Genomic DNA, 20785 nt, shown 5'->3' with positions numbered 1-20785 from the left:
CGTATGACACACGGGGGCAGCGAGGAAGGCGTGGTGACGGCGTGAGTGTGGTTCCCGTGCAGGCGGTGGCAGGGGCGGCCCCGGCCACCGGGGCGCGCGACGAGGAGGCCGCCCCGCTGGCGCCGCCCGCCCGGCTGCTGCCGGCCCTGGCCGCCGTCTACCGCGCCCAGCTCTCCCGGGCCCGGGTCGCACGCATTCCGCTGCTGTTCGTCGCGACCTTCCAGTCCATCGGGATCATGGTCCTGCTGCGCGGGGTGGTCGACGGCGGCGAACCGGCGCGGTCGGTGGTGTCCGGCTCCAGCGTGCTGGTCGTCGCCTTCGTGGCGCTCAACCTCCTCGCCCAGTACTTCGGCCAGCTGCGGGCCGGCGGCGGGCTCGACCACTACGCGACGCTGCCGGTGCCGCCGGCCGCCGTGGTGCTCGGCGCCGCCGCCGCGTACGCCTCGTTCACCGTGCCGGGCACGGTGGTCACCGCGGTCACCGGCTGTGTCCTCTTCCAGCTGCCGATGACCCACCTGTGGGTGCTGGCCGCGGTGCTCCCGCTCGCCGGGGCCGCGCTGGCCGGTCTCGGCGCGGCCCTCGGCCTGCTCGCCCCGCGCCAGGAACTCGCCACGCTCTGCGGCCAGTTGGGGATGTCGGCGGCGCTGCTGCTGGGCGTGCTGCCGGCCGACGGGATGCCCGCGGTGATCGGCTGGGCCCGCGATCTGCTGCCCTCGACGTACGGCGTGGAGGCGCTGGCGCGCAGCTTCGACCCGCACCCGGACTGGGTGGTGGTCGCCGCCGACCTGGGCGTCTGCGCGGCCGTCGGGGTGCTCTCGCTGGCCGTCGCCACCTGGGCCTACCGCCGGGCGGCGACCCGGTGAGCGGTGCCCCCGCGCCGAACGGGCGTCCTGCTTCCGGCCCCACCGGTCCCACCTGGCACGATGACAAGGTGACCGCACCGCTGACGCCCCGCGACAACCAACCGCCCGACGAGTCCCGGCACCCCGACGCCGCGCCCGCCGCCGAGCACGGCACCACCGCCGGCCTGATGCCGGCCCGCGAGCTGCGCGAGGGTGCGCTGATCGCGCTCCTGGTCGCGGTGACCGGAGTGCTGCTCGGCCTGGTGTGGAACTGGCTCGCGCCGCATGTCCCGCTGGTCGCGGACACCCGCAACGTCTACCTCAAGAACACCGAGGGCGAGGAGTCGATCGGCGCGGACGGCACCTTCCTCCTGCTGGCCTTCGGCTTCGGTGTGCTCACCACCGCCGCGGTCTTCCTCTTCCGCCGCAAGGGCGGGATTCCGCTGGTCGTGGCCCTGGTCGTGGGCGGGCTGCTGGGGGCGACCGTGGGCTGGCTGACGGGGATGTGGCTGGGCCCCACCCCGGACATGGCCGCACACGCCAAGCAGGTCGGCCCCGGAGTGGTCTTCGACGGCCCGCTGCGGCTCCAGGCCAAGGGCGCCCTGCTGGCCTGGCCGATCGGGGCGATGGTCACCCAGCTGGTGCTGACCGCGCTGTTCGGGCCGCCGGACCCGGCGCCCGAGGTGCCGCACTGGCTCCAGGACGAGCAGGGGCAGCAGAGCGAGCAGGCAGAGCACGGACAGCAGGGCCGGCCGGGAGAGCACCCGCCGGGCCGGCCGCGGGCCCAGCAGCCCGAGGTGCCGGAATGGCTCCGGAAGGGCCACGACGGGCCGCCGTCCGCCTAGGGCTGAACCACAGCTCCCCGGGGCGGCCGGCGACCGGCCGCCCCGCCGTGCGGTCAGCCGCGGGCGATCGGCGCGAGGTGCGCCCCCGTGAGCGCCACCAGGTCCTGCGGCGACAGCTCGACCTCCAGCCCGCGCCGTCCCGCCGAGACACACACCGTCGGCCGGTCCCCGGCCGAGGCGTCCACGACCGTGCGCAGCCGCTTGCGCTGCCCCAGCGGGGAGATCCCGCCCCGCACGTATCCGGTGCTGCGCTCGGCCGCCGCGGGGTCGGCCATGGTGGCCCGCTTGCCGCCCACCGCCGCCGCCAGCGCTTTGAGGTCCAGGGACCCCGACACCGGGACCACGGCGACCGTCAGCGTGCCGTCGACCTCCGCCAGCAGGGTCTTGAACACCTGGTCGGGCGCGAGCCCGAGGGCCTCGGCGGCCTCCTCGCCGTACGACGGGGCGGCCGGGTCGTGCTCGTAGGCGTGCGTGGTGAACGGGACACCGGCCGCGGTGAGGGCGACGGTCGCGGGGGTGCCGACGGACTTCCTGGACTTCTTCGCCAACGTCTTCGTGCCTCGCGTCAGGGGCCCGGCAGCGGGGGCCGCTCGGTCAGTTGGGGCTGGTCGGCTGCCGGGTCAGATCCACCGCCGGCAGCGACGGGAGCTTACCGAGCAGCGCCGATTCCTGGCGAAGCAGTTTCAGCTCCTGGCCCAGCCGGGTCGCGGTGTCCGGCGCCTCCAGCAGCAGCTGCTTGGCGGGCACGTCCAGCACGGCCGCCGCGGCGACCAGGTACGACAGCACGGCCGGGTCGGCCGGCAGGTCCTGCCCGCTCGACAGGGTCCGCTCGTTCGCCCAGGCCAGCCGCTTCTGGTAGGTGCGGAACGCCCGGACGACACCGGAGGCGAGCGCACCGGCGCCCGCTCCCTCGTCGTCCGCCAGCTCCTCCAGCTCACCGGTCAGATACGGCCCCGAGGCATCCACCGACAGCAGCCGGAAGCGGGTGGTGCCGGTGGCGAGCACCTCGTAGCCGGTGTCGTCGTCGGAGGACTTCTCCCGGATGGTGGCCGCGTCGGCGATACAGCCCACGGCGTGGAACGCCTGCATCGGGTCGTCGCCGAAGCCCGCCGCGGGACCGTCCGAGGCCGGCAGGGTGGTGTCGGGCATGCCCTGCGCGGTGGCGGCGACCTCCCGGCCGTCCCGGATCGCGATCACCGCGAAGCGGCGGTCGTCCTCGGGCACCGCGCTCAGATCACGCATCATGGCCCGGTACCGCGCCTCGAAGACGTTCAGCGGGAGCACGAGGCCCGGGAACAGCACCGAGTTCAGCGGGAAGAGCGGTAGGCGTACGGAGGTCACAGCCCGTAAGCCTAGACGCTGCGCTCTGCTGTGTTCCCACGTGGTCGGGAATCGCGCCGCGGGGGCCTTTCGCCGTTTCGGGTCCGCTGCGCGGGGCGTGGGCGCGGGTGGTGTTTCTGGCTGCCCCGCCGTTGCGCCTGCGGCGGGCGTTGCCGCTGCGCGGGGCTGTCGGGGTGCGGGGCCGGGCCTCCGGGGCAGGGGTGTGGGACTGCTTCGCTTTACGTCCCACACCCCTGCCCCTCCGGCCCGTCCCCTCCCGTGGTGGGTGGTTGTGAGGCCGGTGGGGGTGCATGTCGGTGGCCGGGTGCGGCTCGGTGGTCGCAGTGAGCAGGCTATTGCCGTCGCAGTAGCCGGGACGCACCGGCGGCGACCGTTGTGGCGAGTACCCAGCCGGCCAGGATGAGTACGGCGGCGGCCCACTGGGCGCCGCCGTCGGGTTTCCAGGCGGCGCTCTGGTTGAGGTCTATCACCGGCAGCAGGAGGTCGAGGGCGTAGAGGTACGGATTCCAGGGCGGTGCCTCGCCCGCTTTGAGGGGTGGTGGCGGGGCCATCGAGAAGTAGATCGTGCCGATCGCCCACAGGATGGCCATCCACACCGCGGCCCGGCCGGGGCGGTAGCCGTAGGCCACCGTCCAGTCCTGGAGGAAGCCCCAGGCCTTCGCCGCCAGGGGCAGCGTCTCGCGCCGCCGCCGCTGCTTGGCCAGCAGCACCTCGCGGGCGTCGGCGTCCTCACCGGTGGTGCGCAGCGAGGTGGCGAGCATCTCGTACGGCTCGGGCGCGTACTCGGGGGTCGCCGCGGCCACCCACTGGAGCCGCAGCGAGAGCGGGAAGTGGCCGCGCGGGATCAGCGTCTCGTAGGCGAAGCCGGCCATCCACAGCCCGCCCAGGCCCGGCCAGCTGGCCGACTTGTCGACGAGGTTGACCACCCGGGCGCCGGAGAGGATCACCCGGCCGCGCTGCGGGCGCTCACCGAGGAACCGCAGCTCGGGCGTCTGGATGCGGCGCAGCGACAGCTCCTGGTCGGACTCCATGATGAACCGGGCGTGCTCGAAGTCGACCGCGTCGCCGAACCGCCCGTCGTCCAGCCGCATCCCGCCCTCGCACTCGAAGCGCTGCACGCGGGTGCCGCGCGCGGGGGTGTAGGTGGTGCCGTACGGGGGAGTGGCGCCGCTGGAGAAGGGGGAGTTGGGCAGCCCGGCGGCGGTCAGGTAGAAGGTGCGCTCGACGGTCAGCTGCGGGGCGTTCAGTGCCCGGCGGCCGAAGGGGTTGCTCAGCCGGCTGCCGCGCAGGCTCAGCGACACGCCGATGGTGGCGCCGCGCAGCGACAGCTCCCCGTAGGACTCCAGCATCTCGGCCTGGAGGTCCTGGGTGACGGTCAGCCCGTCCGCCATGATCGACCGGCCCTGCCGGTCCTTGTGCACCACGGTCTGGTTGAGCATCAGGTCCGTGCCGATGTGGGCGTCGGTGAGCCGGATACCGGACTGCACCACACAGCGGGGCAGGTGGAGGTCGCCCTCGGTCTGCAGCCGGGCCGCCTCCACCCGGGGTATCGCACAGTTCACCAGCCGCAGGGTGGTGAACCGGCTCTCCGGGAGCACCACCTCGGCCTCGAAGCGGCAGTCCCGCAGCTCCACGAATGGCTTGATCGCACCGCCCGCAACGTCGAGAGTGTCCGTGATGTACGCACCGGTGAGCTTGAGCGCGGACACCCGGCCCGGCTGCGGGGGCGGCCCGTCGAGCAGCAGCAGCGCCACCACCCGGGCCCGCACCCGGCGCTCCGGGCCCCACAGGTGCTGTCCGTGCGGATCGTCCCTGGCCGGGTCGCCGGTGTGCAGATCGCAGGTGCTGCCGTTGCGGAAGGCCTGCCACATGCTCCATTCCGCGGAGGTCAGCTGCAGCTCGGCGGGCGCGTCGCCGTCCGCGGGTTCGGTCACTGTGGGTCCCCCTTGCTCTCCCGTGGTGTGTCGCGACCTGTCCGGACGCATGGTTGGCGGTGGTCGTGCCGCGTCCCGCAGGTCTCCCCGTACGCCGTCGTGTGGCCCTTGCCCGCCCCGTGACTGCTTGAACACGCGCGGTCAGGGCCAACTCCGGTCAACTTCGAACGGCCGGGTCACGGTGCGTCCGGGGTGTGCTCCGCTGTGTATCACTGAGTGATACGGCCGCTCGGCCGCCGGAGCGGGTCTGAGACACTGGGGGCGTGATCTCCCGAATCGATCTGCGCGGTGACGCCCTTCCCGAGGGCGGCGCCCTGCGCGACCTGCTGCCCCGTGCCGAGTTCGACGTGGAAGCCGCCCTGGAGAAGGTGCGGCCCATCTGCGAGGACGTGCGCCATCGGGGCACCGCGGCGCTGATCGAGTACGCGCGGCGGTTCGACGGTGTCGAGATCGAGCGGGTACGGGTGCCCGCCGAGGCGCTGCAGAGCGCGCTCGCGGAACTGGACCCGGCCGTCCGCGCCGCCCTGGAGGAGTCCATCCGGCGCGCCCGGATCGTCCACCGCGAACAGCGCCGCACGGACGTCACCACCAAGGTCGTCCCCGGCGGCACGGTCACCGAACGCTGGGTGCCGGTCGAGCGGGTGGGGCTCTACGTCCCCGGCGGCCTCGCGGTCTACCCGTCCTCGGTGGTCATGAACGTCGTCCCGGCGCAGGAGGCCGGTGTCGAGGGCATCGCCGTGACCTCCCCGCCGCAGAAGGAGTTCGGCGGCCGGCCGCACCCGACCATCCTCGCCGCCTGCGCCCTGCTCGGCGTCGACGAGGTCTACGCGGCCGGCGGCGCCCAGGCCATCGCGATGTTCGCCTACGGCACCGACGAGTGCCTGCCGGTCAACCTCGTCACGGGCCCCGGCAACATCTTCGTCGCCTCCGCCAAGCGCCTGCTCAAGGGCCGGATCGGCATCGACGCCGAGGCCGGCCCGACCGAGATCGCGGTGCTCGCGGACGCCACCGCCGACCCCGGGCACGTCGCCGCCGACCTGATCAGCCAGGCCGAGCACGACACCCTCGCCGCCGCCGTCCTGGTTACCGACTCCGCCGAGCTCGCCGACGCCGTCGAGGACGCGCTCAAGGAGCAGGTCGCGGCCACCAAGCACATCGAGCGGATCACCGAGGCGCTGGCCGGACGGCAGTCCGCCGTCGTCCTCGTCGACGGCATCGACGAGGGCCTGAGGGTCGTCGACGCCTACGGCGCCGAGCACCTGGAGATCCAGACCGCCGACGCCACCGCCGTCGCCGCCCGGGTCCGCAACGCCGGCGCCATCTTCGTCGGCCCGTACGCCCCGGTCTCCCTCGGCGACTACTGCGCCGGGTCCAACCACGTGCTGCCCACCGGCGGCTGCGCCTGCCACTCCTCCGGCCTGTCCGTGCAGTCCTTCCTGCGCGGCATCCATGTCGTGGACTACTCGCGCGACGCGCTGGCCGAGGTCGCCCACCATGTGGTGACCCTCGCCGAGGCCGAGGACCTCCCGGCCCACGGCGCCGCGCTCAAGGCCAGGTTCGACTGGAAGGTCCCGCAGAGCAAGTGAGCAGGCACGTGACCCGTATCGACGACCTCCCCATCCGGGACGAGCTGCGCGGCAAGTCCCCCTACGGCGCGCCGCAGCTGGACGTCCCGGTGCGGTTGAACACCAACGAGAACCCCTACCCGCTGCCCGAGCCGCTGGTCCGGCGGATCGCCGAGCGGGTGACCGAGGCCGCCAGGGAGCTCAACCGCTACCCCGACCGGGACGCGGTCGAGCTGCGCACCGAGCTGGCCCGCTACCTCACCCGCACCGCCGGCCACACGGTCGCCAAGGACCAGGTGTGGGCCGCCAACGGCTCCAACGAGGTCCTCCAGCAGCTGCTGCAGACCTTCGCCGGCCCCGGCCGCACCGCCCTCGGCTTCGAGCCGTCGTACTCGATGCACGGGCTGATCTCCCGCGGCACGGGCACCGGCTGGATCTCCGGCCCGCGCAACGCCGACTTCACCATCGACGTCGCGGCGGCCGTCGCGACCATCGCCGAGCAGCGGCCCGACGTCGTCTTCGTCTGCTCGCCGAACAACCCCACCGGCACCGCCGTCGAGGCGGCGACGGTGCTGGCGCTGTACGACGCCGCGCAGGCGGCCCGCGCCGACGGCGCCGGGGCCCTGGTGGTGGTCGACGAGGCCTACGGCGAGTTCAGCCACCGGCCCTCGCTGCTGCCGCTGATCGAGGGCCGGCCGAACCTGGTGGTCTCCCGGACGATGTCCAAGGCGTTCGGCGCCGCCGGACTGCGGCTGGGCTACCTGGCCGCCGACCCCGCCGTGGTCGACGCCGTCCAGCTGGTCCGGCTCCCGTACCACCTCTCGTCCGTCACCCAGGCCACCGCGCTGGCCGCACTGGAGCACACCGACACGCTCCTGAAGTACGTCGAGCAGCTCAAGACCGAGCGGGACCGCCTGGTCACCGAGCTGCGGGCGGCCGGCTGCCAGGTCGTCGACTCCGACGCCAACTTCGTGCAGTTCGGCCTCTTCGAGGACGCGCACGCCACCTGGCAGGCGATCCTCGACCACGGCGTCCTGGTCCGTGACAACGGCGTACCGGGCTGGCTGCGGGTCACCGCCGGCACCCCGGCCGAGAACGACGCGTTCCTCGACGCGGTTCGCGCAGTACTGAAGGAGAGCAAGCGATGACCCGCGTAGGACGCGTGGAGCGCACGACGAAGGAGACGTCCGTACTCGTCGAGATCGATCTCGACGGCACGGGGGACGTGCAGGTCTCGACCGGGGTCGGCTTCTACGACCACATGCTCGACCAGCTCGGCCGGCACGGTCTGTTCGACCTCAAGGTCAAGACCGACGGCGATCTGCACATCGACACCCACCACACCATCGAGGACACCGCCCTCGCCCTGGGCGCCGCCTTCAAGCAGGCCCTCGGCGACAAGTCCGGGATCTACCGCTTCGGCAACTGCACCGTCCCGCTGGACGAGTCGCTCGCCCAGGTGACCGTCGACCTCTCCGGCCGCCCCTACCTGGTGCACACCGAGCCGGAGAACATGGCGCCGATGATCGGCTCCTACGACACGACGATGACCCGGCACATCTTCGAGTCCTTCGTCGCCCAGGCACAGATCGCGCTGCACATCCACGTCCCGTACGGCCGCAACGCCCACCACATCGTGGAGTGCCAGTTCAAGGCGCTGGCCCGCGCCCTGCGGTACGCCAGCGAGCGCGACCCGCGCGCGGCCGGGATCATCCCCTCCACCAAGGGAGCCCTGTGAGCGGCCTGTCGACCGTCTTCATCCTGGTCGGGCTCTTCCTCCTCGGCGGCGTCTACTCCTTCTGGAAGCAGGAGCTGCCCAAGAGCCTGATCGTGCTGCTGTCCATCGGCTCGGCGATGTGCCTGGCCGCCGGCGTCCTGCGGCTGGGGGTGTGGAATTGACCGCCTCGGCACCCCGTAAGAAGGTCGTCGTCTTCGACTACGGCTTCGGCAACGTCCGCTCCGCCGAGCGCGCCCTGGCGCACGTCGGCGCCGACGTGGAGATCACCCGGGACTACGACCGGGCGATGAACGCCGAGGGGCTGCTGGTCCCCGGCGTCGGCGCGTTCGCCGCCTGCATGGCCGGGCTGAAGGAGGCCCGCGGTGACTGGCTCGTCGGCCGCCGGCTGGCCGGCGGCCGCCCCGTCATGGGCATCTGCGTCGGTATGCAGATCCTCTTCGGCCGCGGCATCGAGCACGGCGTGGAGACCGAGGGCCTGGACGAGTGGCCCGGCACGGTCGGCCCGCTCAAGGCCGACATCGTCCCGCACATGGGCTGGAACACCGTCGACGCCGCCGAGGGCTCGCAGCTCTTCGCCGGTCTGCCCGCCGACGCCCGCTACTACTTCGTGCACTCCTACGCGGTGCACGACTGGGAGCTGGAGAGCACCAACCCGCACATCGCCGCGCCCAGGGTCACCTGGGCCACGCACGGCGAGCCCTTCGTGGCCGCCGTCGAGAACGGCCCGCTGTGGGCCACCCAGTTCCACCCCGAGAAGTCCGGCGACGCCGGCGCCCAGCTCCTGACCAACTGGATCAACACCCTGTGAGCCCCCTGATGCCGAAGCTCGAACTCCTCCCCGCCGTCGACGTCCGCGACGGCCAGGCCGTCCGCCTCGTCCACGGCGAGTCCGGCTCCGAGACCTCCTACGGCGACCCGCTGGAGGCGGCCCTCGCCTGGCAGCGGTCCGGCGCCGAGTGGCTCCACCTCGTCGACCTCGACGCCGCCTTCGGCACCGGCGACAACCGCGCGCAGATCGCCGAGGTCGCCCGCTCCATGGACATCAAGGTGGAGCTGTCCGGCGGCATCCGCGACGACGCCTCGCTCGCCGCCGCCCTCGCCACCGGCTGCCGCCGGGTCAACCTCGGCACCGCCGCCCTGGAGACCCCCGAGTGGGTCGCCAAGGTCATCGCCGAGCACGGTGACAAGATCGCGGTGGGTCTGGACGTCCGCGGCACCACGCTGCGCGGCCGCGGCTGGACCCGTGACGGCGGCGACCTCTACGAGACGCTGGCCCGCCTCGACGCCGAGGGCTGCGCCCGCTACGTCGTCACCGACATCAACAAGGACGGCACCCTCCAGGGCCCCAACCTGGAGCTGCTGCGCAACGTCTGCGCCGCCACCGACCGCCCGGTCGTCGCCTCCGGCGGTGTCTCCTCGCTCGACGACCTGCGGGCACTCGCCACCCTGGTGCCCGAAGGTGTGGAGGGCGCGATCGTCGGCAAGGCGCTCTATGCGAAGGCCTTCACCCTCGAAGAGGCGCTGGCAGCAGTGTCGTAACGGCGAACGAAAGGCGGCGTGATGACCATCGAGCGCGTACGGACCGGCGGTTCCTGGGAAGAGAAGATCGGCTTCGCACGCGCCGTGGCGGCCGGCGACCGGGTCCTGGTCGCCGGCACGATGCCCCTGGTCGACGGCGTCCTCCAGGGGGAGGGCGACCCCTATGTGCAGACCAGGACCGCCCTCTCCAACGCGCTGGAGGCCCTCACGCCGTTCGGCCTCGGCGCCGAAGCGGTCCTCCGCACCCGTTTGTACCTCACCCATCTACGCGACGTGGACGCGGCCGGCCGCGCCCACCGGGAGCTGTTCGCCGCCGCGCCGCCCGCCTCGACCCTGGTCGTGGTCTCCGGCTTCGCCGACTCCCGCGTCCTGGTCGAAGTAGAGCTGGAAGCTTTCCGAGAACTGTCAGAGAGGCCTGAACCGACATGACCCTGGCGGTCCGAGTCATCCCTTGCCTGGACGTCGACAACGGCCGGGTCGTCAAGGGCGTCAACTTCCAGAACCTGCGGGACGCCGGCGACCCGGTCGAGATGGCGAAGATCTACGGGGACGAGGGCGCCGACGAGCTGACCTTCCTCGACATCACCGCCTCCTCCGGCAACCGCGAGACCACCTACGACGTGGTCCGCCGCACCGCCGAGCAGGTCTTCATCCCGCTGACGGTCGGCGGTGGCGTCCGCACCCCCGAGGACGTCGACAAGCTGCTGCGGGCCGGCGCCGACAAGGTCGGGGTCAACACCGCCGCCATCGCCCGCCCCGACGTGATCCGCGAGATCGCCGAACGCTTCGGCAGCCAGGTCCTGGTCCTCTCGGTCGACGCCCGCCGCACCGACGCGGGGACGCCGTCCGGCTACGAGGTCACCACCCACGGCGGCCGCCGCGGCACCGGCATCGACGCCGTCGAATGGGCCCACCGCGCCGCCGAGCTGGGCGCCGGCGAGATCCTGCTCAACTCCATGGACGCCGACGGCACCAAGGACGGCTACGACGTCGAGATGATCGAGGCGGTCCGTCAGCACGTCCGTATCCCGGTGATCGCCTCCGGCGGCGCCGGCCGGCTCGACGACTTCGCCCCGGCCGTGGCCGCCGGCGCCGACGCGGTCCTGGCCGCCTCCGTCTTCCACTTCGGCGACCTGCGCATCTCCCAGGTCAAGGACGCCCTGCGAGGTGCGGGACACCCCGTGCGCTGACCGCAATGATCTAGGCTTCCGCCATGAGCCGTGTCAACGACGTGGGTGGCCAGGCCGGGTTCGGGGCGCTGGAGATCGAGGCGGACGAACCGCCGTTCCACGCGGACTGGGAGGCGCGGGTGTTCGCGCTGAACTCCGTGCTGGTGCGGAACGGGGTCTACCGCCTCGACGAGTTCCGCGACGCCGTCGAGCGGATGGCCCCGCAGGAGTATCTGGCGGCGTCGTACTACGAGCGCTGGCTGTACGCGATCGAGACGCTGCTCGCCGAGCGGGGGCTGCTCGGCGATGGCTGAGTTCCGGGCGGGGGAGCGGGTGCGGGTGCGCGCCGTCGACCCGGCGGGGCACACCCGGGTGCCGCGGTACGTGCGCGGACAGGTGGGGCGGATCGTCGAGTGCCAGGGGCGCTGGCCGCTCGCCGACGAGTGCGCGGCGGGCGTCGCCGCGCCGCGGGTCGAGCCCGTCTACACCGTGGCCTTCGCCGCGGGCGACCTGTGGGGCGAGGGCGGTCACGAGGTCACGGTCGACCTCTGGGAGTCGTACATCGAGCGGGTACGGGAGGACGGGGCATGAGCGGCGAGCACACGAGCGCACCGGTGGCGGCGCGGGTCAGACGGCTGGAGGCCCGGCTGGTCGAGGGCGGGGTGGTCACCGAGGCGCAGCTGGACACGGCGCTGGCCGCGATGCTGAAGGGCGCCTCGCCGGTCAACGGGGCCCGCATCGTGGCGCGGGCCTGGACCGACCCGGGGTTCCGGGAGCGGCTGCTGGCCGACGCGAACGCGGCGCTGCCCGAGGTGGGGCTGTCGATGGCGGGCGGTATCCAGGAGCAGCGGCTCCGGGTCGTCGAGAACACCGCCACCACCCACCACGTCCTCGTGTGCACGCTGTGCTCCTGCTACCCGGTCGGGCTGCTGGGGCCGTCGCCGTCCTGGTACAAGAGCGAGGCCTACCGCTCCCGGGTGGTGCGCGAACCCCGCGCCGTCCTGGCCGAGTTCGGGCTTCAGCTGCCGGACGACACCGCGATCACCGTGTGGGACTCCAGCGCGGAGAGCCGCTACATGGTCCTGCCGCGGCGGCCCGCGGGCACCGAGGGGCACAGCGAGCCGGAGCTGGCCGCGCTGGTCACCCGGGAGGGGCTCATCGGGACCGCCGCGGTCTGACTCAGCTCCGCTTCCGCGCCGCCCGCAGGAACTCGCGGTTCATCGCCGTGATGCTGAACAGCGGGATGCCCTTGGGGCAGGCGGTGGCGCACTCACCGGCGAGGGTGCAGCCGCCGAAGCCCTCCTCGTCCATCCGCGCCACCATGTCCAGCACCCGGGTCTCCCGCTCCGGCGCGCCCTGCGGCAGCACATTGAGGTGGTTCACCTTGGCGGAGGTGAACAGCATCGCGGCGCCGTTCGGGCAGGCCGCCACACAGGCGCCGCAGCCGATGCACTCGGCGTGCTCGAACGCGGCGTCGGCGGCCGCCTTCGGCACCGGCGTCGCATGGGCCTCCGGCGCCGCCCCCGTCGGCACGGTGACATAGCCGCCCGCCTGGATGATCCGGTCGAAGGCGGAGCGGTCCACGACCAGGTCCTTGACGACCGGGAACGCCGCGGCGCGCCACGGCTCGATGTCGATGGTGTCGCCGTCCCGGAAGGACCGCATGTGCAGCTGACAGGTCGTGGTGCGGTCCGGGCCGTGCGCCGCCCCGTTGATGACGAGCGAGCAGGCGCCGCAGATGCCCTCGCGGCAGTCGTGGTCGAAGGCGACCGGGTCGTCGCCGCCGAGGGTCAGCTCCTCGTTGAGGGTGTCGAGCATCTCCAGGAACGACATGTCCGGCGAGATGCCGTCGACCTCGTAGGTGGACAGGGCGCCGTCGGCGTCGGCGTTCTGCTGGCGCCAGACGCGCAGGGTGAGCCTCATGCGTAGCTCCGCTGGGTGGGGTGGACGTACTCGAAGACCAGGTCTTCCTTGTGGAGGACGGGCGCCTCGCCGGTCCCGGTGAACTCCCAGGCGGCGGCGTACGAGAACGCCCCGTCCTGCCGCGCCGCCTCGCCGTCCGGGGTCTGCGACTCGGTGCGGAAGTGGCCGCCGCAGGACTCGGCACGGTGCAGGGCGTCCAGGCACATCAGCTCGGCGAGCTCCAGGTAGTCCACGAGGCGGTTGGCCCGCTCCAGGGACTGGTTGAACTCCTCGCCGGTGCCCGGCACCTTGAGCCGCCGCCAGAACTCCGCACGGATCTGCGGTATCCGGTCGAGGGCCTTGCGCAGGCCCTCCTCGGTGCGGGCCATGCCGCAGAACTCCCACAGCAGTCCGCCGAGTTCGCGGTGGAAGGAGTCGGGCGTACGGTCCCCGCCGACGGCGAGCAGCCGCGCGAGCCGGTCCTCGGTCTCCCGCACGGCCGCCGCGAGGGCCGGGTGGTCGTCGGGGACCTCGTCGTGCCGCGGGTGGCGCGCCAGGTAGTCGTTGAGGGTGGCGGGCAGCACGAAGTAGCCGTCGGCCAGCCCCTGCATCAGCGCGGACGCGCCGAGCCGGTTCGCCCCGTGGTCGGAGAAGTTGGCCTCACCGACCGCGAACAGGCCCGGGACGGTGGTCTGCAGGTCGTAGTCGACCCACAGCCCGCCCATCGTGTAGTGCACCGCGGGGTAGATCCGCATCGGCACCTCGTACGGGTCCTCCGCGGTGATCCGCGCGTACATGTCGAAGAGGTTGCCGTACTTCTCCTCGACCGCCGCCCGGCCCAGACGCCGGACGGCGTCCGCGAAGTCGAGGTAGACGCCCTGCCCGCCGGGGCCGACGCCGCGGCCCTCGTCGCAGACGTTCTTCGCGGCGCGGGAGGCGATGTCCCGCGGCACGAGGTTGCCGAACGACGGGTAGCCGCGCTCCAGGTAGTAGTCGCGCTCGTCCTCGGGGATCTCGGCGGGCGGCCGGTCGTCGCCCCGGGCCTTCGGCACCCAGATCCGGCCGTCGTTGCGCAGCGACTCGCTCATCAGCGTCAGCTTCGACTGGTGGTCGCCGGTGCGCGGGATGCAGGTGGGGTGGATCTGGGTGAAGCAGGGGTTGGCGAAGTAGGCGCCGCGCCGGTGCGCCCGCCACACGGCGGTGGCGTTGGAGTTCATGGCGTTCGTCGAGAGGTGGAAGACGTTGCCGTAGCCGCCGGACGCGAGGACCACGGCGTCCGCGAGGTAGGTGTCGATCCGCCCGGTGACCAGATCGCGGGCGACGATCCCGCGGGCCCGGCCGTCGATCACGATCAGGTCGAGCATCTCGGTCCGGGCGTGCAGCTCGACGTGGCCCGCGGCGATCTGCCGCGACAGCGCCTGGTAGGCACCGAGCAGCAGCTGCTGCCCCGTCTGGCCGCGAGCGTAGAAGGTCCGGGACACCTGGACACCGCCGAAGGAGCGGGTGTCGAGCAGACCGCCGTACTCCCGCGCGAAGGGCACGCCCTGGGCCACGCACTGGTCGATGATCTCGACGGAGATCTGTGCGAGCCGGTGGACGTTGGACTCGCGGGCCCGGAAGTCACCGCCCTTGACGGTGTCGTAGAACAGCCGGTGGACGGAGTCGCCGTCGTTGCGGTAGTTCTTCGCCGCGTTGATGCCGCCCTGCGCGGCGATCGAGTGCGCGCGCCGCGGTGAGTCCTGGTAGCAGAACTGCACCACGCGGTAGCCCTGTTCGGCGAGCGTGGCGCCGGCCGAGCCGCCGGCGAGGCCGGTGCCGACCACGATGACGGTGTGCTTGCGGCGGTTGGCGGGGTTGACGAGCTTCGCCTCGAAGCGCCGGGTGTCCCAGCGCCCGGCGACCGGCCCGGCCGGTGCCTTGGCGTCCGCGACCGGCTCCCCGGTCGTGTAGGCGGTGTAGTCGGGATACTGCGGGCAGGGGGCCATGCTCAGCTCACCACTCCGGTCATGACGGCGACGGGTACGGAGACGAAGCCCGCGGTCAGCGCCAGCGCGAGGACCTGGGCGAGGGCTGTGAGGAGGCGCTCACGGGCCGGGCTGCCGACACCGAGGGTCTGTGCGGCGCTCCAGAAGCCGTGCCGGATGTGCAGGCCGAGCGCCAGCATCGCGACGAGGTAGATGACGTTGCCGTACCAGGTCGAGAAGGTGTCGACGACGTTCTGGTAGGGACGGCCGGACTGGAAGCCGCCGGTGTGCACGGTGCCGGTCGTCAGGTCGAGGAGGTGCCAGACGATGAACAGGCCGAGGATGATCCCGCCCCAGCGCATGGTGCGGGTGGCGTAGCCGGTGCGGGCCCGCCGGTGCGCGTAGCGGTGCGGCCGGGCCCGGAGGTCGCGGCGGCTGAGCTGGTAGGCGGACGTGGCGTGCGCGACGACGGCGGCCACTAGGACTACCCGGGCCAGCCACAGCGTCCACTCGTGGTGCATGAACGGCGCACCGGCCACCCGCAGCCAGTGGGCGTAGCCGTTGAACTCGTCCGCACCGAAGAAGATCTTCAGATTCCCGATCATGTGGACGACCAGGTAGAGCAGCATGACCAGGCCGCTGACGGCCATCACGGTCTTCTTGCCGACGGTCGAGCGCCACAGCAGGCCCGCGAAGGACGGCCGTCGGTCCGTCCGGGTGTCCAGTGCCATGGGCCCGACCGTAGGGACCGCTCCGCTCATCAGTCCAAGACATGCTGCGGCTCATCTCCATAGCCACTGCCTATCAACGGCGCTACCGTGGCCCTCATGCAGCTCCAGCAGCTCCGGTACTTCACCGCCGTGGCCGACACCCGCCACTTCACCCGCGCCGCCGCCCGCGAGCATGTCGCCCAGCCCTCCCTGTCGCAGCAGATCCGTTCCCTGGAGCGGGAGTTGGGGGCCGAGCTGTTCCACCGGGCCCGCGGCCACATCTCCCTCACCGACGCCGGGGAGGCTCTGCTGCCGTTCGCCCGGCGCATCCTCGCCGACGCCGACACCGCCCGCCGCGAGGTCCAGGAGGTCGCCCGGCTGCGCCGCGGCCGGCTCCGCCTCGGCGCCCCGCCCAGCCTCTGCGCCAGCCTCGTCCCCGACGTCCTGCGCGCCTTCCACGCCGGCTACCCCGGCGTGGACCTGCTCGTCACCGAGGACGGCTCACAGGACCTGGTCAGGGCGCTCGCCGACGGCGCCCTGGACCTGGCCCTGATCATCACCCCGCTCCCCGGCCAGGCCCCCGCCCTGGCCACCACCGAGCTGCTGCGCGAGGAACTCGTCGTGGTCTCCGCGCCCGACCGCCCCGCCCCCGCCGGCCGCCGCACCCGCATCCGGGTGGAAGACCTCCGCGACCGGCCGCTGGCCATGTTCCGCCGCGGCTACGACCTGCGGGAATTCACCACCGCGGCCTGCCGGGCGGCCGGCTTCGAACCGGTCTTCACCGTCGAGGGCGGCGAGATGGACGCGGTCCTCGGCTTCGTCCGCGCCGGACTGGGCCTCGCCGTGGTGCCCAGCATGGTCGCCGCCCGCTCCGGCCTGCGCGTCACCCGCTTCTCGACCCCCGGAATGCACCGCGTGGTCTCCGTCGCCCACCGCGGCGACGTCTCCCCGCCGCGCGCCGCCCGGGAGCTGACCCGCATCCTGAGGGAGCACGTGGACCCGGGCCCGTCCTGAGCCGGGCGGGCCCGCCCGGCCGGGGGAAGGCGGCGCGGGCGCGCGGCGCGGTCCCGTGGCAGGGGTGCGGGGCCCGCCGTAGGCTGGCCGCATGTCGACCCATGCGAAGCGTGAACGGCTCCTCCTCGCCGACCTGTTGGAGAGCGCCGGCCCCGAGGCGCCGACGCTGTGCGAGAACTGGAACGCGCGGGACCTGGCCGCGCACGTGGTGGTGCGCGAGCGGCGCGCCGACGCGGCCGGCGGGCTGCTCGTCAAGCCGCTGGCCGTCCGGCTGGAGCGGGTGCAGGCGGAGTTCGCCGGGCGGCCGTACGAAGAACTGATCCGGCTGATCAGGACCGGGCCGCCGCGGATGTCGCCGTTCGCGCTGAAGCAGCTCGACGAGGCCTCCAACACCGTCGAGTTCTACGTCCACGCCGAGGACGTCCGGCGCGCTCAGCCCGACTGGTCCGCGCGGGAGCTGGACCCCGTGTTCGCGGACGCCCTGTGGGCCAGGATCGAGCGGATGGCCCGGGTACTGGGCCGGAAATCGCCGGTGGGCCTGGTGCTGCGGCGGCCGGACGGGCGGACGGCGGTGGCGCACCGCGGCACCCCGGTGGTCACCGTCGTCGGCGAGCCGGGCGAGCTGACCATGTTCGCCTTCGGCCGGCAGCAGGTGGCCGAGGTCGAGCTGGACGGGGACAAGGAAGCGATCGAGCGGCTGCGGGCGGCGAAGCTGGGCGTCTGAGCCCGCGCCACGGCCCGCCTAGGGCCTGTCGTCAAACTCCCGTCGTTCGCCCGAAGGGCGGCCCCGCGGTGTCTGGTGCACTTCGCTCGCTGCGCTCGCTTCGTCTCGGCTCCTCAAAGAGCCACCGGATGCCGAGCGCGATCGCAAGGCGGAGGGTCGCCCCGATGCTGGGTGTATCGGGGTGAACCCGACAACGCAGCATGGGGGTCCCCCCGCGCCCTTCAGGCGTGGGGGAGTGCGTGCCAGGCGCCGCGGGGCAGGCGGGAGTTTGACGACAGGCCCTACGTGCGCAGCACCACCACCGCGACCACCACGGCCACCACCACCGCCGCCGCGAACACCGCACCCAGCACCCGCGCCGCCACCCGCGCGGCGCGGTCCGGGTCCGGCGGCGGTGGCGGCGACGGCTCCTGAGAATGCATCTCTGCAGGATGCCGCACGGCACAATGGACACCATGAGCAGTCGCGCCACCACCACGGACAGCACCCCCGCCCTCGACCCCGCCATCGCCGCCCGCCTCAAGCGCGGTGCCGACGGCCTGGTCCCGGCCATCGCCCAGCAGTACGACACCGGCGAGGTGCTGATGCTCGGCTGGATGGACGACGAGGCGCTGCGCCGCACCCTCACCACCGGCCGCTGCACGTACTGGTCCCGCAGCCGCCAGGAGTACTGGGTCAAGGGCGACACCTCCGGCCACGTCCAGCACGTCAAGTCGGTGGCCCTGGACTGCGACGCCGACACCGTCCTGGTCCGGGTCGACCAGGTCGGCGCGGCCTGCCACACCGGCGACCGCACCTGCTTCGACGCGGACGTTCTGGCCACCCAGGACGACCGGGACCAGTAGGCTCCGCTGCCATGACCACGGGAACCACCGGCACCGCTCTTCCGGACCTCGACACCTTCCGCACCCTCGCCAAGGACCGGCGGGTCATCCCCGTCACCCGGCGCCTGCTCGCGGACGGCGACACACCCGTCGGGCTCTACCGCAAACTGGCCGCCGAGCGCCCCGGCACCTTCCTCCTGGAGTCCGCCGAGAACGGCCGCACGTGGTCGCGCTACTCCTTCATCGGCGTCCGCAGCGCCGCCACCCTCACCACCCGCGACGGACAGGCGCGCTGGCTCGGCACCCCGCCCGTCGGCCTGCCCACCGAGGGCGACCCGCTCGACGTCCTGCGCGCCACCGTCGAGGCCCTGCACACCCCCCGGGACCTCATCGAGGGCGAGGGGCTCCCGCCGTTCACCGGCGGCATGGTCGGCTACCTCGGCTACGACATCGTGCGCCGCCTGGAGAAGGTCGGCGAGCGGACCGAGGACGACCTCCGGCTGCCCGAACTCACCATGCTGCTCACCTCCGACCTCGCCGTCCTCGACCACTGGAGCGGCACGGTCCTGCTGATCGCCAACGCGATCAACCACAACGACCTCGACACCGGTATCGACGAGGCCTACGCCGACGCCGTGGCCCGCCTGGACACCATGGCCGACGACCTCGCCCGGCCCGCGCCCGCCGGCACCGCCGCACTGCCGCCGTCCGAGGTCCCGCCGTACACCGGCAAGTGGGGCGGCGTGGCCTACCAGGAGGCCGTCGAGGACATCAAGGAGCGCATCCGGGCCGGTGAGGCCTTCCAGGTCGTGCCCTCCCAGCGCTTCGAAACCCCCTGCACGGCGAGCGCGTTGGACGTCTACCGGGTGCTGCGGGCCACCAACCCCAGCCCGTACATGTACCTCTTCCGCTTCGAGGGCCCCGACGGCGGCGACGACGGCGCCTTCGACGTGGTCGGCTCCAGCCCCGAGGCGCTGGTGAAGGTCGAGGACGGCCGGGCCATGGTCCACCCCATCGCCGGCACCCGCCCGCGCGGCGCCTCCGTCCAGGAGGACCAGGCCCTGGCGGACGAGCTGATGGCCGACCCCAAGGAGCGCGCCGAGCATCTGATGCTGGTCGACCTGGGCCGCAACGACCTGGGCCGGGTCTGCGAACCGGGCAGCGTCGAGGTCGTCGACTTCATGTCCGTCGAGCGCTACAGCCACGTGATGCACATCGTCTCGACGGTCACCGGGCAGGTCGCCGCGGGCCGCAGCGCCTTCGACGTGCTCACCGCCTGCTTCCCCGCCGGCACCCTCTCCGGCGCCCCCAAGCCGCGCGCCCTGCAGATCATCGAGGAGCTGGAGCCGACCCGGCGCGGCCTCTACGGCGGCTGCGTCGGCTACCTCGACTTCGCCGGCGACTCCGACACCGCCATCGCGATCCGCACCGCCCTGCTGCGCGACGGCACCGCCTACGTCCAGGCGGGCGCCGGAGTGGTCGCCGACTCCGACCCGGCGGCCGAGGACACGGAATGCCGCAACAAGGCCGCCGCGGTGCTGCGGGCCGTGCACACCGCCAACCGCCTGGGCAGGTAGCCCGCACCACCCCCGCGCACCGGCCCCCGGCGGCCGGTGCGCGATAGTGGTACGCGTGAGTGCCGCATCCCAGACCCCCACCGACGCCGTGCCGCCGGGCGATGCCGGGCCCGTACCGGCCCGGCCCGCGCGCCGTGCGCACCGCAGCCTCGCGCTGGCACTGCTGACCGGCGCGGCCGGCGCCGGCCTGGCGCTGCTGGCCTCCGGCCGCACCTGGGCCCAGGGCTCCGCTGTGCTGGCCCAGGGCGCGCTGCCGCGCACGGTGACCGGCGCCGACGTGACCGGAGTGCCCGGCGCGCTGGCCGTCGTCGGCCTGGCCGCGCTGGTCGCTGTCTTCGCGGTCCGCCGGGCCGGCCGGATCGCGGTCGCCGCCCTGCTGACGCTCAGCGGCGCGGGCATCACCGTCGCCGCCGTGCTCGGCAACTCCGACACCTCCGCGCTGCGCGAGAAGGCCGCCACCGCGGTCGGGCTGACCGGCGCCGATGTGCATCACGTCACGCACACCGGATGGCCGTGGGTGGCCGCGGCCGGCGGTCTGCTGCTGCTGGTCGCCGGACTGCTGGCGCTGCTGTACGGGCGTCACTGGCCTGCGATGTCGGGCAAATACGAGCGCACGCCCGGCGGCGCCCGCGGCCCGCGGCGGACTCCGGCCCCGCCGGACCTGGACCGCCCCGAGGACATCTGGAAGTCCCTGGACCGCGGTGAGGACCCGACCCGGTAACGGTGCTCCGCCCGGCATCGGTGACAATGGCCGACGAGGATCATCGCGCCCGGACCCGGCGCGGTCAGAGCATCGAGGAGCATTCATGTCGAGCAGTGGCCACGGACACACCCCCGCCGCCTGGACCGGCGTCATCATCTCGTTCATCGGCTTCTGCGTCGCCGGAGCCTTCATCGTGCTGGCGAACGTGCCCGGCTTCTGGGCCGGCATGGCGCTGATCGGCCTCGGTGCCCTCGTGGGCGGTCTGATGCGGATGGCCGGTCTGGGCTCGGAGCCCAAGCGCTCGGCCAAGCCCCGCCCGCAGGCGCAGGCACAGGCCCAGCCGCAGGAGGGCTGAGCCCCGCTCCCGTGGCGCCGGGGCCCGGCGCCACTCCCG

Annotated in this window: 26 protein-coding genes; 19 read left to right on the top strand and 7 right to left on the bottom strand. The window is 73.1% G+C overall.

What is annotated here, in order from left to right; genetic code table 11:
• The first annotated feature begins 56 nt into the window (after positions 1–56).
• Both ACGFN2_RS26515 and ACGFN2_RS26510 read left to right on the top strand, forming a co-directional pair.
• On the top strand, positions 57–863 hold the full coding sequence (locus ACGFN2_RS26515; protein ID WP_393364669.1) for an ABC transporter permease: 807 nt from the start codon (positions 57–59) through the stop codon (positions 861–863).
• Between the two features lie 68 nt (positions 864–931).
• The gene (locus ACGFN2_RS26510) at positions 932–1687 is read left to right on the top strand and encodes an ABC transporter permease (RefSeq protein WP_393364568.1); all 756 of its coding nucleotides are present in this window, start codon (positions 932–934) and stop codon (positions 1685–1687) included.
• A 53-nt stretch (positions 1688–1740) separates the two neighbouring features.
• Here the strand turns inward: ACGFN2_RS26510 and ybaK are convergent, their stop codons facing one another.
• From ybaK to ACGFN2_RS26495, 3 genes are all read right to left on the bottom strand, one after another.
• Positions 1741–2235, bottom strand: a complete 495-nt coding sequence (ybaK, locus tag ACGFN2_RS26505; protein WP_362601618.1) for a Cys-tRNA(Pro) deacylase — start codon at positions 2233–2235, stop codon at positions 1741–1743.
• Positions 2236–2281: 46 nt separating this feature from the next.
• Entirely contained in the window at positions 2282–3028 is a 747-nt protein-coding gene (locus ACGFN2_RS26500; protein WP_362601621.1) for an LON peptidase substrate-binding domain-containing protein, read from the bottom strand.
• 332 nt (positions 3029–3360) lie between these two features.
• The gene (locus tag ACGFN2_RS26495; RefSeq protein WP_393364566.1) at positions 3361–4962 is read right to left on the bottom strand and encodes an oxidoreductase; all 1602 of its coding nucleotides are present in this window, start codon (positions 4960–4962) and stop codon (positions 3361–3363) included.
• Positions 4963–5225: 263 nt separating this feature from the next.
• Here ACGFN2_RS26495 and hisD point away from each other — a divergent pair, with 263 nt between their 5' ends.
• The 11 genes from hisD to ACGFN2_RS26440 are packed head-to-tail and all read left to right on the top strand — an operon-like array spanning position 5226 to position 12151.
• Positions 5226–6548 carry a histidinol dehydrogenase gene (gene hisD / locus ACGFN2_RS26490; RefSeq protein ID WP_362601626.1) on the top strand — a complete coding sequence of 441 codons (1323 nt, stop codon included), beginning with the start codon at positions 5226–5228 and terminating at the stop codon, positions 6546–6548.
• Positions 6549–6556: 8 nt separating this feature from the next.
• The gene (locus ACGFN2_RS26485; RefSeq protein WP_362602072.1) at positions 6557–7675 is read left to right on the top strand and encodes a histidinol-phosphate transaminase; all 1119 of its coding nucleotides are present in this window, start codon (positions 6557–6559) and stop codon (positions 7673–7675) included.
• On the top strand, positions 7672–8265 hold the full coding sequence (gene hisB / locus ACGFN2_RS26480) for an imidazoleglycerol-phosphate dehydratase HisB (protein WP_362601629.1): 594 nt from the start codon (positions 7672–7674) through the stop codon (positions 8263–8265). The genes ACGFN2_RS26485 and hisB overlap by 4 nt, the downstream gene beginning before the upstream one ends.
• Complete coding sequence (locus tag ACGFN2_RS26475) at positions 8262–8426, top strand: hypothetical protein (RefSeq protein WP_362601632.1); 165 nt, start codon at positions 8262–8264, stop codon at positions 8424–8426. The genes hisB and ACGFN2_RS26475 overlap by 4 nt, the downstream gene beginning before the upstream one ends.
• Positions 8423–9073: an imidazole glycerol phosphate synthase subunit HisH gene (hisH, locus tag ACGFN2_RS26470; protein ID WP_393364561.1), complete on the top strand. Its 651-nt coding sequence runs from the start codon at positions 8423–8425 to the stop codon at positions 9071–9073. The genes ACGFN2_RS26475 and hisH overlap by 4 nt, the downstream gene beginning before the upstream one ends.
• 8 nt (positions 9074–9081) lie before the next feature.
• A complete protein-coding gene (gene priA / locus ACGFN2_RS26465) occupies positions 9082–9804 on the top strand; it encodes a bifunctional 1-(5-phosphoribosyl)-5-((5-phosphoribosylamino)methylideneamino)imidazole-4-carboxamide isomerase/phosphoribosylanthranilate isomerase PriA (protein WP_362602075.1) in 723 nt (240 codons plus the stop codon).
• Positions 9805–9825: 21 nt separating this feature from the next.
• The gene (locus tag ACGFN2_RS26460) at positions 9826–10233 is read left to right on the top strand and encodes a Rid family hydrolase (RefSeq protein WP_362601637.1); all 408 of its coding nucleotides are present in this window, start codon (positions 9826–9828) and stop codon (positions 10231–10233) included.
• A complete protein-coding gene (hisF, locus tag ACGFN2_RS26455) occupies positions 10230–10994 on the top strand; it encodes an imidazole glycerol phosphate synthase subunit HisF (protein WP_362601639.1) in 765 nt (254 codons plus the stop codon). The genes ACGFN2_RS26460 and hisF overlap by 4 nt, the downstream gene beginning before the upstream one ends.
• Before the next feature lie 23 nt (positions 10995–11017).
• On the top strand, positions 11018–11287 hold the full coding sequence (locus tag ACGFN2_RS26450) for a hypothetical protein (protein WP_362601642.1): 270 nt from the start codon (positions 11018–11020) through the stop codon (positions 11285–11287).
• Entirely contained in the window at positions 11280–11564 is a 285-nt protein-coding gene (locus ACGFN2_RS26445) for an SH3-like domain-containing protein (protein ID WP_393364557.1), read from the top strand. Before ACGFN2_RS26450 ends, ACGFN2_RS26445 begins: the two co-directional genes overlap by 8 nt.
• Positions 11561–12151, top strand: a complete 591-nt coding sequence (locus ACGFN2_RS26440; RefSeq protein ID WP_393364554.1) for a nitrile hydratase subunit alpha — start codon at positions 11561–11563, stop codon at positions 12149–12151. The genes ACGFN2_RS26445 and ACGFN2_RS26440 overlap by 4 nt, the downstream gene beginning before the upstream one ends.
• Position 12152: 1 nt before the next feature.
• Here the strand turns inward: ACGFN2_RS26440 and ACGFN2_RS26435 are convergent, their stop codons facing one another.
• Genes ACGFN2_RS26435 through ACGFN2_RS26425 form a run of 3 tightly spaced genes read right to left on the bottom strand, consistent with a single transcriptional unit; the run spans position 12153 to position 15570 of the window.
• Positions 12153–12896, bottom strand: coding sequence for a succinate dehydrogenase/fumarate reductase iron-sulfur subunit (locus ACGFN2_RS26435; protein WP_362601650.1), 744 nt, complete (start codon positions 12894–12896; stop codon positions 12153–12155).
• A complete protein-coding gene (locus tag ACGFN2_RS26430; RefSeq protein WP_393364551.1) occupies positions 12893–14860 on the bottom strand; it encodes a fumarate reductase/succinate dehydrogenase flavoprotein subunit in 1968 nt (655 codons plus the stop codon). The genes ACGFN2_RS26435 and ACGFN2_RS26430 overlap by 4 nt, the downstream gene beginning before the upstream one ends.
• A 2-nt stretch (positions 14861–14862) precedes the next feature.
• Positions 14863–15570: a succinate dehydrogenase gene (locus tag ACGFN2_RS26425; RefSeq protein WP_393364548.1), complete on the bottom strand. Its 708-nt coding sequence runs from the start codon at positions 15568–15570 to the stop codon at positions 14863–14865.
• 96 nt (positions 15571–15666) lie between these two features.
• On the opposite strand from ACGFN2_RS26425, the gene ACGFN2_RS26420 reads away from it, so the two are divergent.
• Positions 15667–16563 (top strand): LysR family transcriptional regulator, encoded by an 897-nt coding sequence (locus tag ACGFN2_RS26420; RefSeq protein ID WP_393364545.1) that lies wholly within the window; start codon positions 15667–15669, stop codon positions 16561–16563.
• A gap of 91 nt (positions 16564–16654) precedes the next feature.
• Entirely contained in the window at positions 16655–17287 is a 633-nt protein-coding gene (locus tag ACGFN2_RS26415) for a TIGR03085 family metal-binding protein (protein ID WP_393364542.1), read from the top strand.
• A gap of 281 nt (positions 17288–17568) precedes the next feature.
• Here ACGFN2_RS26415 and ACGFN2_RS26410 read toward each other — a convergent pair whose 3' ends face one another.
• Positions 17569–17709 (bottom strand): hypothetical protein, encoded by a 141-nt coding sequence (locus tag ACGFN2_RS26410; protein WP_362610272.1) that lies wholly within the window; start codon positions 17707–17709, stop codon positions 17569–17571.
• Between the two features lie 33 nt (positions 17710–17742).
• Here ACGFN2_RS26410 and hisI point away from each other — a divergent pair, with 33 nt between their 5' ends.
• The 4 genes from hisI to ACGFN2_RS26390 all read left to right on the top strand — a co-directional run bounded on the left by hisI (position 17743) and on the right by ACGFN2_RS26390 (position 20746).
• Positions 17743–18132 carry a phosphoribosyl-AMP cyclohydrolase gene (gene hisI, locus ACGFN2_RS26405; protein WP_362610274.1) on the top strand — a complete coding sequence of 130 codons (390 nt, stop codon included), beginning with the start codon at positions 17743–17745 and terminating at the stop codon, positions 18130–18132.
• Positions 18133–18143: 11 nt separating this feature from the next.
• A complete protein-coding gene (locus ACGFN2_RS26400; protein ID WP_393364538.1) occupies positions 18144–19688 on the top strand; it encodes an anthranilate synthase component I in 1545 nt (514 codons plus the stop codon).
• Positions 19689–19743: 55 nt separating this feature from the next.
• Positions 19744–20409: a TIGR02234 family membrane protein gene (locus ACGFN2_RS26395; protein WP_362610279.1), complete on the top strand. Its 666-nt coding sequence runs from the start codon at positions 19744–19746 to the stop codon at positions 20407–20409.
• Between the two features lie 85 nt (positions 20410–20494).
• A complete protein-coding gene (locus tag ACGFN2_RS26390; RefSeq protein WP_362610280.1) occupies positions 20495–20746 on the top strand; it encodes an HGxxPAAW family protein in 252 nt (83 codons plus the stop codon).
• The last annotated feature ends 39 nt before the right edge of the window (positions 20747–20785 follow it).

It is taken from the genome of Streptomyces sp. NPDC048612 (assembly GCF_043199295.1).
In the GTDB taxonomy this organism is placed as follows: Bacteria; Actinomycetota; Actinomycetes; order Streptomycetales; family Streptomycetaceae; genus Streptomyces.
This window is presented reverse-complemented; position numbering and strand designations above follow the sequence as displayed.

Excerpts from the sequence above, each read along its gene's own strand:
- ACGFN2_RS26440 (WP_393364554.1), top strand. The coding sequence starts at position 11,561 with ATGAGCGGCGAGCACACGAGCGCACCGGTGGCGGCGCGGGTCAGACGG.
- hisF (WP_362601639.1), top strand. The coding sequence starts at position 10,230 with ATGACCCTGGCGGTCCGAGTCATCCCTTGCCTGGACGTCGACAACGGC.
- ACGFN2_RS26435 (WP_362601650.1), bottom strand. The coding sequence starts at position 12,896 with ATGAGGCTCACCCTGCGCGTCTGGCGCCAGCAGAACGCCGACGCCGAC.
- hisI (WP_362610274.1), top strand. The coding sequence starts at position 17,743 with ATGAGCAGTCGCGCCACCACCACGGACAGCACCCCCGCCCTCGACCCC.
- ACGFN2_RS26460 (WP_362601637.1), top strand. The coding sequence starts at position 9,826 with ATGACCATCGAGCGCGTACGGACCGGCGGTTCCTGGGAAGAGAAGATC.
- hisB (WP_362601629.1), top strand. The coding sequence starts at position 7,672 with ATGACCCGCGTAGGACGCGTGGAGCGCACGACGAAGGAGACGTCCGTA.
- ACGFN2_RS26425 (WP_393364548.1), bottom strand. The coding sequence starts at position 15,570 with ATGGCACTGGACACCCGGACGGACCGACGGCCGTCCTTCGCGGGCCTG.
- ACGFN2_RS26390 (WP_362610280.1), top strand. The coding sequence starts at position 20,495 with ATGTCGAGCAGTGGCCACGGACACACCCCCGCCGCCTGGACCGGCGTC.
- ACGFN2_RS26420 (WP_393364545.1), top strand. The coding sequence starts at position 15,667 with ATGCAGCTCCAGCAGCTCCGGTACTTCACCGCCGTGGCCGACACCCGC.
- ACGFN2_RS26430 (WP_393364551.1), bottom strand. The coding sequence starts at position 14,860 with ATGGCCCCCTGCCCGCAGTATCCCGACTACACCGCCTACACGACCGGG.
- ACGFN2_RS26400 (WP_393364538.1), top strand. The coding sequence starts at position 18,144 with ATGACCACGGGAACCACCGGCACCGCTCTTCCGGACCTCGACACCTTC.
- priA (WP_362602075.1), top strand. The coding sequence starts at position 9,082 with ATGCCGAAGCTCGAACTCCTCCCCGCCGTCGACGTCCGCGACGGCCAG.
- ACGFN2_RS26445 (WP_393364557.1), top strand. The coding sequence starts at position 11,280 with ATGGCTGAGTTCCGGGCGGGGGAGCGGGTGCGGGTGCGCGCCGTCGAC.
- ACGFN2_RS26415 (WP_393364542.1), top strand. The coding sequence starts at position 16,655 with ATGTCGACCCATGCGAAGCGTGAACGGCTCCTCCTCGCCGACCTGTTG.
- ACGFN2_RS26410 (WP_362610272.1), bottom strand. The coding sequence starts at position 17,709 with ATGCATTCTCAGGAGCCGTCGCCGCCACCGCCGCCGGACCCGGACCGC.
- ACGFN2_RS26450 (WP_362601642.1), top strand. The coding sequence starts at position 11,018 with ATGAGCCGTGTCAACGACGTGGGTGGCCAGGCCGGGTTCGGGGCGCTG.